Consider the following 12,287-nt stretch of genomic DNA (forward strand, 5'->3'; position numbering starts at 1 on the left):
CTCCTCACAGAGCTTCCGCTGGCGATGCCAGTTCTCGAATTCACTGGGAGGGACTGGACGAGAAACATGGTTCGACGGAGCGCAGCGGAGAAGGGGCGCCCGGTAGGGCGATCTCGCGGGGGCGAGACCCCGCTTTGGCGGGGCCAATCCAGTCCCGAGCACCAGCCTTCGCGCTCTCCGGGGAGCGGCTGGCGGGGCCTGCTCTAAGGGAGGTCTCGGATCGAGCTACAGGAGACCTGGATCAGTGAGCAGCAGACGTGAGTTGCGCGGGTTTCAGGCTCTCGGCGGTGGCGGTGAGGGTGACTTCCGTTTCGGAAGATTTCGCCTCCACGATCACCTGGGCCAAGCCGTTGAACAGGCGACGCTGTGGCGTCGCGGCAGGGCGGCGGATGCGGACGGTGCCGAGGTCATTGCGCTCGGGCACCCGGGTCGGACCGTCGAACGGAGTCACGATCATTTGGATACGATTTACGCCTGCCTGGAGGTGATCGCGATCAAGGGAGAGGGCGGGGCCTTGGCTGCTGGTGTCGAGATCGGTCGCGATCTCGCGGCCGTTCAGCCAGATGCGGGCGGAGCGGCCGACCATCGGCATGAAGAGGTCGTAAGTCGCTTTCTCTGGTTGCGTTTCGAGGGTGAAGGTGCCCGTGAGGTCGTAGCGTTGGCCGCCGGTTGGAACGGTTGCCCCCCACGCGCCGAGCGGTGCCATTGGAGGCATTTGTTCCGGATGGTCAGACGGTGAGTCGGTGCCGGCGGCCGCGATGGCTCCCCGCCAATCATCGACCAAGAGAAGCGTGTCATTGACCAGAAAGCGATCGGGCTCGTGGCTCGACGGGTCGCCGTTACCGACACCGATGATGCGCCCACCAGTGACTTCGAAGCTAACTTCGTTTTGTGCAGTCGGGACGGGTCGGCCGGATTCATCGTGGGCGCTTACGGAGTAGATCACCACCGGGCGTCCATGCGGGCCCGGAGGGGGGCGAGTGGCAGCGAGGTCCAGTCTCGTCGGCTCGCCCGTGGTTTCGATCACCGTGGTCTGCACGACCGCGTCGTTGCGGAAACCACGCGCCTCGAGTCGGCCGGGTGCGTAGGGGACCTCCCAAGTGAGCTTGCTCTGGTCGGGAACGTTTTGCCGGCCGAGGGACTCGCCGTTGAGCAGCAGTTCCACCGTCTCGTGGTTGGAGTAGGCGGTGACTTCGATCGTGTGGCCTACGCGGTCGGGCCAATTCCAATGCGGCGCGAGGTGGAGGGTCGGTTCGTCGGTCCACCACGCTTTGAAGTAGTAGGTGCTGTCCTTGGGGAAGCCACAGAGGTCGAACAATCCGAACTGGGATGAAACCGCCGGCCAAGCGAAGGGGGTAGGCTCGCCGCGGTAGTCGAAGCCGGTCCAGTAGAACAGGCCGGCGAGAAAGGGCCGCGCGGAATAGAACTTCCAGCCGACCTCATTGTTGCCGCCGGTGTCGCCTTTGACCTGGGGGGCAAGGTGGCCGCGTGCGGCATCGGTGACGAAGATGCCGCGCGTGCTTTGGGTGGAGGTTTCCTCCGAGCCAAAGCCGGGTTGGTGCGGGAAATCGGCGTGCTGTTGGTCGGGGTCGCTTTGATTGATGTAGTTGTAGCCGACAACATCGGTCGTGGTGGACGAGCCGCCCCAGCCGCCGGAGATAGCCACAGTCGTGCGGCGCGAGGGATCGAGGCGGCGGGCGAAGTCCTGCATGGTTTGGGTGATGCGCGCGCCGAATTCGTTGCCTTCGATGCGCCACTCTTCGTTGCCAACCGACCAGATGATGACGCTCGGATGATTGCGGTCGCGCCGGATCATGCGGGAGAGCTCGTCAAGGTGCAGAGCGCTGCTCCCCATCAGCCGGTTTTCGTCTACGACCAGCACGCCGAGTCGGTCACAGGCGGCAAGGAGCTCTGGTGCCGGCGGGCGGTGTCCGGTGCGGATGGCGTTGACACCAAACTCCTTCAGCCGCCGCAGCCGGAAATCATACAGCGCGTCGGGCACCGCGGCGCCGACCCCGGCGTGATCCTGGTGCAGGTTGATGCCCTTCAATTTCACGTGTTCCTCGTTGAGGAAGAAACCTTCGTCGGGGGCCCAGCGGATCGAACGGATGCCAAACGGGGTTTCGGTCCGATCCAGTTCCACTTCATCGCGATCGAGGATGGTGGTGACGACGGTGTAGCGTTGCGGTGTGTGCAGAGACCACAGCGCGGGCGCACCCACTGGAAGCCTCGTCTGGAGAGTGGTCTCGCTACCCGGTTGCAGCGGCGCGGGCGTGAGGGTGGAGGTGCCCACCGTCTTGCCGTGGGGATCGACCAAGGCGTGCCGCAGGAAAATGCCGGTCTCTTCCCGTCCGCTGTGGCGGACTTCGGTCCCGATGTGGACCACCGCCGATTGGTGATCGGTGGCGAGCTCCGTCGTGATAGCGGTGCCCCACGGCTTCACGTGCACGGGGGCGGTCTTGAGTAACCAGACGTGGCGAGTGATACCGGCGCCCTCGTAGAACCAGCCTTCCTCCATGGAGGCGTCGACCCGCACGGCGATGGTGTTGTCGCCGCCGTAATTGAGGTAGTCGGTGACGTCGTATTGAAAGCCCGAATACCCGCTGGCGTGTTCGCCCACGAAGAATCCGTTCACCCAAACGCGGCTGGCGCGAAAGACCCCGTCGAACTCCAGTGAAATGCGACGCCCGAAATCGGACTCGGCGATGGTGAAGCGGCGGCGATACCAACCGACCGAGCGCTCCGGGAAACCTTTGCCGGCAGCCTTGTAGCCATGGCTGTGGCTCCCAGCCGGAGAGAATGGAGCCTCGACGGCCCAATCGTGAGGCAGGTCCAGCTCCCGCCACGCGCGGTCGTCGAAGTCGGCCGCCGCCGGCCCGTCGCCAAAGCCGGTTTTGGCCAGGTAGGAAAAGTAGCCGGTCGCGTGGGCAAAGTCCCGCGCGGTGTCGGATGGATGACCAAAGGCGAAGCGCCAGTGGGCATCGATGAGCGTGCGTTCCCGCGGTGAAGCGGCGGCGGCGCTTAGCGCGATGAAGAGGGCGAGGCAGCCTGCCAGTGACGGGGCGAAAGATCGACGGGGGGCAAACATGGGACCTTATGTTCTGCCGCCAGCGGAGGAGGTGGTCAATCCGGCCTACCCTGCGCTCATTTGGGGGTGGTATCCAGAGCCTGCAGCAGCGTCAGCGCCATCTGATTGAGGGGCGTTGGAATACCGTGGCGCAGCCCGGCGCGAACCACGGCGCCGTTGCGTGCGTCGACTTCCAGCGGGCGGCCGGCGGCGCGATCGGCTTGCAGGGAATTTACACCGTCGGGCGAGGCTTGGCGCATGCTCTCGAGAATCTCATCGGGCAGCGAATCGGGGAGGTCGGCACCTTCGGCCCGCGCGACCGTGAGCGTCTCGATCATCATCGCCCGCATAAGGTCGGCGATGTCCATCTGCTGCACGATACGATTTGGCTGCAGCAGCAAGGCGTTGAGCGCACCGGGGGCGTTGAGGGTGAGCTTGCGCCAGAGCACGGTGGTGAAGTCCGTGGCGGTGGCGGCGTCGATCGGGGTGTGGGTGAACAGCTCGACGAAGGCGTGACCCAGACGGTCGTCCGGCACCCGCAGCAGGCCCCATGCGCGCTGGTGGAATTTGCCGGGAGCCATGCGTTCGGCGGGGATGTCGACCATGACGGGCAGCACTTGGTCGGGCGAAACAAGGCCGGCGAAACGCTCACGGTGTTCGACGCCGTTTTGCAGGATCGCGACCCGCGTCTGCGGACCAACGAGCCGCTGCAACCACGGGGCGATTGCCGGGACGTGGTAGGCTTTCGTAGCGACCAAGACCCAATCAAATTCGAGGGGGTCCGGCGCGTCGGAATCGGTCAGGAACGCTGGAGCAGTGCGGATGGTCTCGCCGTCGGGTGTGAGCAGGGAGAGTTCGGCAAAGGGAGTGCGCACGACGAGGTGGAGTGCGATTTCCGACTGCGCGCCGAGGTGCGCGGCGATCGTGCCGCCGATGGCGCCCGGACCGATCAGAGCGACGCGTGTGGCCATGCGATGCGGTCGGCGGATCGGGCTCAACCGGCGTCGGCGTCGCGGTAGGCGCGCAGCAAGGCTTGCTCGCCCTCGGCCCCGCGTTGGGACTTGCCGTGCTCCATGCCGACCACGCCCGTCCAGCCCTTGGCGCGCAGGTGGGCGAAGACCCTGCGGTAGTTGATCTCGCCGGTGCCGGGCTCGTTGCGACCGGGGTTGTCACCACATTGGAAATACGCGATTTCGTCCCAGCACTGGTCGATGTTGGGGATGAGATTTCCTTCGGAAATCTGTTGGTGATAGATGTCGAAAAGGATTTTGCAGGCCGGGCTGTTGACCGCTTTGCACACGGCGTAGGCTTGGTCGGAATGTTGCAGCCAGACACCGCCGTGGTCGCGGTGCCAGTTGAGCGGTTCGAGCACCATGGTGAGGTCGTGTGGCTCGAGCATCGCGGCGCAGCGGCGGAGCAGCTCCACGACGTTGGCGAACTGATAACCCTCGGAAAGGCGCGGGCCGCCGTAGGCGTTCCACCGTTCGTCGGATTTGGCCTGCTGGTCGACGGTGCCGGGAACGACGGTCATCCACTTCGCGCCACAACGTTTGGCGACCTCGACGGCGTTGTGCACGGCGTCGAGCACGCGCGCCTGGCTGGCCTCGCTTTTTACGGCGAAGGAGGGGGTCTCGAAATCCGCAAAGGCAACGAACACGCCCATCTGCATCTTGTGCGCGGCAAGGGCCGCCCCGATGGCTTCCTGCTCCGCGACGGGCCGACCCGGCATACCGTTGTCCTCCCACGCGGTGAATCCTCGGGCGGCGGCGAAGGCGATCTGCTCGAGGACGTCCGGACCGGCGAGGTTGTGGAACATGCCGGGGTGGGGAGCGTAGCCGAGGCTGAAAGGGGGCAGGGCTGCGGGGGAGGCTTGGGCGGCGAGACGACGCGGTCCGAGGGCGGCGAGGGCAGCGCCAGCGGTGAGGGTATGGCGGAGGAAGGAACGACGTTGCATGGGGTAAGGGGGCGTGCCGGCCAGGGGCGTTGGCTGATCTAGATGTTGAAGTTGCTGCTGAGCGAAAAGATCGCGCTCACCATGGCGTAGGCAATGAAACCGACGAAGAGAAACACACTGAGGAGGACGCCGCTGGCCAGCACCTTCGTGAAGGTGTTGAGCTGCGAGCTGATGTGTTTGCGGTAAGTGAGTGCGGTCTTCTTGAGCGAAGGGACGACGTTGCCGGTGTTTTCACCGACGGCGAGCTGGTCGAGCACGAGGTCGGGGAAACAACCGGTGCCGGGCAGGGCTTGGGAGAGCGATTCGCCTTCGAGGATGCGATCGGTCGCGGCGTCGAAGGCCGAGCGGTGCACGCGGTTCTGGATCTGCTTCTCCGTCATACGCAGGGCCTCGGCGGTGGTGATGCCGTTCTCGAGGAGCACCGACAGCGTTTGACTGAAAGCGAGCACCGTCTGGCTCTGGATGAACGGGCCGAAGAGCGGCGCGCGCAGCAGCCAACGATCGGTGACCACCCGCCCCACCTCGGTGGCGCGCCACCGCCAAAAACTCACCGCGAGGAACGCGATGCCGGCGAGGACGACGAGGCCGTATTTGAGCGCAAATTCCGAGGTCGCGACGAGCAGGGCGGTCGACCACGGCAGGTCACCGCCGAGGGCGTTGAGCAGGGACTGCAGACGCGGCAGGAGGAAGAAGAGGAAGAACAGGATCACGCCCGTTGCGACGACCGTCATGAAGATCGGGTAGGCGAGGGCGTTGCCGAGTTGGCGCTGCATTTCACGCTGGTCGGTGAGGTGCTCGATGATGCGCGCCAGGGTGTCGTTGAGGTTGCCGGTGGCCTCGCCGGCTTGGATGAGGTTGACGGTCGATTCGTCGAAGACCTGCGGGAAGTCGACCAGGGCGCGCGAGAGGTTGGCGCCTTCGGAGAGACGTTCCCACACTTCGGTGCTCAGGCCTTTGAGCACGGGATCTTTGAGCCGGGTGGCGAGCAGACGGATCGCTTCGCCCGCGGAGAGTCCGCTGGAGGTGAGATCGTAAACCGCTTGAAGAAAGGGGAGGCGGTGCTTGCGGGTAAACTTCACCTTGCCCCGCGGACGGGTCGAGGTGGTCGCCTCGTCGCGCGGTGCGGTGGTCGCGACCGCCGCGGGCTTCGGCTTCTTCGCTTTGCGCGGAGCCGCGCTGGAGCGTTCGTCGAGTTTGAGCGGTTGCAGGCCGCGGGCCTGCAGGCGCCTCAGGGCGTCCTTGCGCGTGGGCGCCTCGAGTTCGTCGGCCACGGCTTGGCCGGAACGGTCACGAGCGGTGAAGGCGAAGCGGGGCATGGGTCAGGACTCGGTCACGGTGACGACGCGGAGGACCTCGTCCATGGTGGTGTGGCCGTTCTTGATTTTGTCCCAGCCCGATTGGCCGAGGGTGCGCATGCCGTTCTTGCGGGCGACCTGGCCGAGGGTGCGGGTCGATTCGCGCTGGAGCACGAGCTCGTGCAGCTCCTCGTTAAGGCGGAAGATTTCGAAGATGCCGATGCGGCCGCGATAGCCCGTGCCGCGGCAGCGGTCGCAACCACAGGGGACTTTGAGGGTGGCGACTTGATGCTCGGGTTTGTCCGGGTCGAGCCCGAGCACCAGCATGTTCTCGCGCAGTTTGATCGGGTTGACCGGTTCGTCCTTGGCGCAGGTCGGGCACAGGCGTCGGACGAGGCGCTGGGCGATGACGAGCTCGATGGAGGACGCGACGAGGAAGGGCTCGATGCCCATGTCGACGAGACGCGTAATGGCGCCGGGCGCGTCATTGGTATGAATGGTGGAGAACACCAAGTGACCGGTGAGTGAGGCGCGGATGGCGATGTCGGCCGTTTCGCGGTCGCGGATTTCACCGACCATGATGACGTCGGGGTCTTGGCGCAGCACGTGGCGCAGGGCGCTGGCAAAGGTGAGGCCAATCTCGGAGCGAACCTGGAGTTGGTTGACGCCCTCGATCTCGTATTCGATCGGATCCTCGATGGTGATGATGCGCAGGTCGACCGAGTTGATCTTGCGCAAGAAGGCGTTGAGTGAAGTGGACTTGCCGGAGCCGGTCGGACCGGTGACGAGGATGATGCCGTGAGGGAAATCGAGGACCTTGGAGATGATCTCCTGCTCCTCTTGGCTCATGCCGAGCTTCTCCATCGAGAAGGCCTGTTTCTTCTGGTTGAGCAGGCGCAGGGAGATCGATTCGGCGTAGATGGTCGGGAAGGTCGAGACGCGGATGTCGAGCACGGCGCCGCCGGCGCGAAAGTTGATGCGGCCGTCCTGAGGCAGGCGTTTCTCCGAGATGTTGAGCCGCGCCATGATCTTCACGCGGGAGATGATGGCGTCCTGGTAGCGCAGCAGGTTCTCCGGCACGGGCACGGGCACGAGCAGGCCGTCGACCCGGTAGCGGATGCGGAGCTGGCCCTCCTGCGGCTCAAAGTGAATGTCAGTTGCCTCGTCGGTGATGGCCTGACTGATGACGTCGGTGACGAAGCGCACGACGGCGGCGTCTTCGTCCACGATTTCAGCCTCGGCGGCCGCGGATTCGGGTGCGAGGTAGTCCTCGTCGCCATCTTCGAGGGAACCGGCACCTACGCCAAAATGTTCGACGATGAGCTGGTGGATGCGTTCGGGGACAGCGAGGTGCCAGACCACCGGGCGGGCCGTGAAGGTGTGTATCCAGTCCGCCATGACGTCGTCGGCTGGCCAGGCGGTGGCGAGGTGCAACGGAGTTTTGGCGAGTTCCTCATCGGAGATCGGTTCCTCGGGATCAGCGTCGGGCGCGCGGGGCGGCGCGAGGTCGATGGGCAGGATCTGATACTCGTGGACAAGGCGGGCGGGCAGCAGGCGCAGCGACAGGCCGTCGGCACGCAGGTCGGAGGCGATGTCGAGTCCGGTGGCCGCGGCGAGCTTCTCCAAGGTGACGGCTTCGGTCTCCTCGCGGGCGGCGGCGAGCGCGGCGACGCGGGCGTGGCGTGGCGACTCGAGGACGGCGAGCAGCTTTTCCTCGTCGAGCGCTTCCACCAGCGCGGCTGGCAGGGTTTCGGCGGCGGTGAGGCTCATCGGGGCTTAGTCGAGGATCGGTTGGCCGGAAAGGGCGCGTTCGGTGGCCTCGCCAATGTCGGACTTCTGCAGGCGGGCGCGGACCTCGGTGTTATCGGCCTCGGTGTTGGAAAGCACGGTCGGTCGCAGGAAGAAAATGAGGTCGGTGCGCTGCGTGGCGCGGGAGCGTGAGCCCAACAGGTCACTGATGAGCGGAATGGGCCCGAAACGGGTGCGACCCCGGGTTTCGCTGTCCTGTTGGAGGCCGCCGAGCACGATGATCTCGCCACTGTTTACGGTGACAAAGGACTCAGCCTTGCGCTTGCCGATGACGGGCTGCTTGTTGCCGTCGACCTCGACGTCCTCGATCTTGTTGGAAACCTCCTGAGTGATCTCCATCTGGACGGAACCGTTGGCGCCGATGAGGGGTTTGACCTGAAGGGTGATACCGACCTCGCGGCTGGAAAGGGTGGTGCGACCAAAGCCGCTGTTGATGCTGCCGGAGCCGGTGGTGTCGCCGAGGAAGCTGTTGATGGTCGGGATGTCCTGACCGACGAAGACCGAGGCCTCCTTGTTGTGCGTGGTCACGATGGCGGGAACGGAGAGGATGTTGGCCTTGCTCTTCCGGTTGTCGGTGTTGGTGAGATTGATGATGCTGGTGAGGTCCCAGCCATTGAAGGTGGCGTAACCACTGGCCAGGGCCGCCGCGACATCGTTGGTGGTGTCGCCGGCCAGAGCGCCTACGCCACCAAAGGTGGCCCCGATGGCGGTGCCGCTGATGCCGACGAGCTTGCCGTTATCGACGACCATCTCGAGTTCACTGATGCCGCTGGAGTTGTTGTCGGTGAGCGTCACCTCGGCAACGACGACCTCAACGCGAACTTGGGCGAGGAGCACATCGATCTTGGCGATCAGCTCCTTGATGAGGCGGATGTCCTCGACGGTGCCGGAAACGACCACGGCGTTGCTGCGTTCGTCGGCGAGCACGGTGACGAGCTCGGAAAATTCGTTGGTGTTGATGCCGGCGGCGTTGGCGGCGGCCGCGGCGGCGTTGTTGTTGGCGGCCGGTTGGGCCGGCTGCACGGTTTGCATCGGCACGCTGCCACCGGTGCGGCGGGCGGACTCGGAACGGGAAGCGGCCTGGTTTTGGCCGGAGACGAGTTGGCTGACGAGGGAGGCAACCTCGGTGGCCTCGGCGTGCTTGAGCGGGATGACCTCGTTGCGGGTGTTGGGATCGGAGCGGACGTCGAGCTTGGCGATGAGCTTGTCGAAGAAGGTGTGCAGGCGTGGGTCGCTGATGACGATGATCTGGTTGGTGCGGTCGTCGGCGTTGAAGGTCGTGCCGCTGCCGAGCTGCTGCTGCGCGGGACCCTGCAGGATGTTGCGCATCTTGTTGGCGAGGTCGGAGGCCTTGGCGTAGACGAGCGGGTAGAACTTCGGCTCGAGGGCGGCGACGTTGGGCTGGTCGAGCTGGTTCACCAGCATCTCGACGCGCTGCAGGGTGCTGATGGTGTCGGTGACGAGGAGGGCGTTGGACTGCTCGAAAGGCATGGCGCCGCCGAACTGGGCGTTGAGCAGGGTGGCGATCTTGGAGGCGAACTGTTCGACGCGCACGAATTCAAAGGTGAACAGCTTGGTGGCGACGCGACCGCTGGGCGGCAGGCCGAGGGTCGAGCCTTCGATGAGTTCCGGGGCCTCAATGCGAGCGGAGCCGATCGGGACGACTTTGACGAAGCGTTCGCCAAGCGGGGCGATGGCGATGCCGTTCATCGCAAGGGTGGTCTCGATCGCGAGCAGGGCCTCGGCTGTGGTGAGGGGCTTTTTGATGACGAGCGAAAAGGGCTGCTGGGGCAGGTTGGAGGGGCGGAGCACCTCGCGGCCGGTCAGTTCCTCGATGAGCCCATAGGCGGCGTCGACCGGGCCCTCGGGAATGTTGATCTCGTCGAGCGTGCCTTCCACGGCCGGAACCAGCGATGGGCTTAGTGGGGTGGACGGGGTTTGGGCCGACGAGATTATCGCGAGCGCCAGCAAGCTGGTAGCGAAGGCGCCAATACGAATGAAACGGGAAAGCATGCGGAGAAAGTGATCAGGAAGGCTGTGCGGCCAGAGGGAAGCGGAATGTGAGCCCATCGTCCGGGCCATGTAAACCGCGTTGTGGAGAGTAAGGACAAGACAGAGACGTGCTTCCGCGTGGAAAGTTGCGCTATTTTGACACTTGCCGGGAAAGGGGGGCGGTAGGCAGCGTCGCAGGCGTATGGGCAACGTGTTTGGCGAAGTCTTTAAAATCTCCACCTGGGGCGAAAGCCACGGCGCGGCCGTGGGCGTGGTCATCGACGGTTGCCCGCCGCGTCTGCCGATCACCGTGGAGGAGATTCAGGCCGAACTCGACCGGCGCCGCCCCGGCCAAAGCGACATTGTGACCCCGCGCAAGGAGGCCGACCAGGTCGAGATCCTGTCGGGCGTGTTCGAAGGGCAGACGACCGGCACGCCGATTTCGCTGGTGGTGCGCAACGCCGACCACCGCTCCAGTGCCTACGACGAGATGAAGGACAAGTTTCGTCCGTCGCACGCCGACTTCACTTACCAAACCAAATACGGCATCCGCGACCACCGGGGCGGGGGGCGCAGCTCGGCCCGTGAGACCATCGGTCGCGTGGCGGCGGGAGCGATCGCCAAGAAGCTGCTCAAGGACGTCGACGTGCGGGCGTTCATCACGCGCATCCAGGACATCGCCATCCCCGCGGAGGCGTTGGCCGATTTTCCCAGTGCAGAGGCGGTCGAGGCGACCCCAGTGCGTTGTCCGCATCCCGAAACGGCCGCGGCCATGATCGAACGCATCAAAGCGGTGCGGTCCGACGGCGACTCCGTCGGCGGCGTCATCGAGTGCCGCGTGCGCGGGCTCCCGGTGGGGTTGGGCGAACCGGTTTTCGACCGGCTCGAAGCCGATCTCGCGAAGGCGATGCTCTCGTTGCCGGCGACCAAGGGTTTCGAGGTCGGAAGCGGTTTCGAGGGCACCGTGCTCAAAGGCAGCGAGCACAACGATCGTTTTGAAAACCGCGACGGCACGGTGCGCACCGCCAGCAACCGCTCCGGCGGGGTGCAGGGCGGCATCAGCAACGGCGAAGAGTTGGTCTTCCGCGTCGCCTTCAAACCGACCGCGACGATCCTGCAAAAACAGGCCACCGTCGACCGCGACGGGCAGCCGACGGAGCTGATGGGCAAGGGTCGCCACGACCCGTGTGTCGTGCCGCGCGCGGTGCCCATCGTCGAGGCGATGACGGCGCTCGTCTTGGTTGATCATTGGATGCGTCACCACGCGCAAACCCGCAGTTTTGATCCGGCCGAATGAGCGCTTCGGACGAAAAGCCGCTGGTGTATCTGATCCTGGGCGCGCCGGGCAGCGGGCGCCGGGAGATTCTGGCTGACTTGCTGGAGAGCGGGCTCGATGCGGCGGAGACGCCGGTGGTGTTCACGGCGGCGGCGGAGGCCGAGCGGGGGATCGAAACCGCGATGCCGCGCGGCGAAGTCGTGACCTGGACGTGGGAGGAACACGCCGATTTTCCGCCGACGATTGCGGCGGTGTGGCCGGCGGGCGCGACGGTGGGCTTTTTTGTGGTCGATGGGATGCGAAATCCGGTCGACCAAATCGAAGCTTTCAAACCATGGCTGCAAGGGCAGGGCCTCGAGCTGGCGCGGGTGGTGTGTCTGTATCACTGCGCCTTGGTCGCCGCTCACGAACGGCTGCGAGCGTGGTATGACGCCTGTGTGCATTTCTCCGACATCGTGCTGCTCAACCGTCGCGAAGGCGTGGAGAACAAGTGGATCAGCGATCTACGCACGCGTTTTTCAAAATCCTATCTGCCCTGCCTCGTCGAGATGGTGAAAAAGGGCCGCGTGGCGAATCCAGCTCTCGTGCTCGACCTGCAGGTGCGCCGCTATTCGCACTGGTTTGACGCGGCGGAAAGCCCGTGGATGGGCCTAGTCGACGCGGACACCCAGATCATCATTGAAGACGAGGACGGCGTTGCTGGCGACGACGGCGAGGACGAGTTGCTCGAGGACCAAGAGGACACCTACCTCGCCCGCCACCCCAGCGGCCTGCGCAAAAAAGACGTTCCGGAGATTGGCAAGATCGTCGCCGGTTGATCGGGCTCTTTCGAGCCCTCCTCGCGTTTTTTACACCTGAGGGTCCATTCGGGCCTATGATGTGTCTCGCAAATGC

Annotated in this window: 8 protein-coding genes; 2 read left to right on the plus strand and 6 right to left on the minus strand. The window is 65.0% G+C overall.

Annotation, left to right across the window (positions count from 1 at the left end; genetic code table 11):
- Positions 1–241 precede the first annotated feature (241 nt).
- Genes galA through AC0MRV_RS09680 form a run of 6 tightly spaced genes read right to left on the minus strand, consistent with a single transcriptional unit; the run spans position 242 to position 10,138 of the window.
- Entirely contained in the window at positions 242–3,088 is a 2,847-nt protein-coding gene (galA, locus tag AC0MRV_RS09655) for a beta-galactosidase GalA (RefSeq protein ID WP_472764253.1), read from the minus strand.
- 56 nt (positions 3,089–3,144) lie between these two features.
- Positions 3,145–4,038 carry a 2-dehydropantoate 2-reductase gene (locus tag AC0MRV_RS09660; RefSeq protein ID WP_472764254.1) on the minus strand — a complete coding sequence of 298 codons (894 nt, stop codon included), beginning with the start codon at positions 4,036–4,038 and terminating at the stop codon, positions 3,145–3,147.
- A gap of 23 nt (positions 4,039–4,061) precedes the next feature.
- Positions 4,062–5,021 carry a hydroxypyruvate isomerase family protein gene (locus tag AC0MRV_RS09665; protein ID WP_472764255.1) on the minus strand — a complete coding sequence of 320 codons (960 nt, stop codon included), beginning with the start codon at positions 5,019–5,021 and terminating at the stop codon, positions 4,062–4,064.
- Positions 5,022–5,059: 38 nt separating this feature from the next.
- A complete protein-coding gene (locus tag AC0MRV_RS09670; protein WP_472764256.1) occupies positions 5,060–6,337 on the minus strand; it encodes a type II secretion system F family protein in 1,278 nt (425 codons plus the stop codon).
- A 3-nt stretch (positions 6,338–6,340) separates the two neighbouring features.
- Complete coding sequence (locus AC0MRV_RS09675) at positions 6,341–8,086, minus strand: GspE/PulE family protein (protein WP_472764257.1); 1,746 nt, start codon at positions 8,084–8,086, stop codon at positions 6,341–6,343.
- A gap of 6 nt (positions 8,087–8,092) precedes the next feature.
- A complete protein-coding gene (locus AC0MRV_RS09680) occupies positions 8,093–10,138 on the minus strand; it encodes a secretin N-terminal domain-containing protein (RefSeq protein ID WP_472764258.1) in 2,046 nt (681 codons plus the stop codon).
- Between the two features lie 181 nt (positions 10,139–10,319).
- Here AC0MRV_RS09680 and aroC point away from each other — a divergent pair, with 181 nt between their 5' ends.
- Together aroC and AC0MRV_RS09690 are read left to right on the plus strand one after the other, a co-directional pair.
- Entirely contained in the window at positions 10,320–11,414 is a 1,095-nt protein-coding gene (aroC, locus tag AC0MRV_RS09685) for a chorismate synthase (protein ID WP_472764259.1), read from the plus strand.
- Positions 11,411–12,211, plus strand: a complete 801-nt coding sequence (locus AC0MRV_RS09690) for a hypothetical protein (protein WP_472764260.1) — start codon at positions 11,411–11,413, stop codon at positions 12,209–12,211. The genes aroC and AC0MRV_RS09690 overlap by 4 nt, the downstream gene beginning before the upstream one ends.
- Positions 12,212–12,287: the final 76 nt, after the last annotated feature.

The sequence above is a fragment of the Actomonas spartinae genome (genome assembly GCF_051209155.1).
Lineage (GTDB): Bacteria > Verrucomicrobiota > Verrucomicrobiia > Opitutales > Opitutaceae > Actomonas.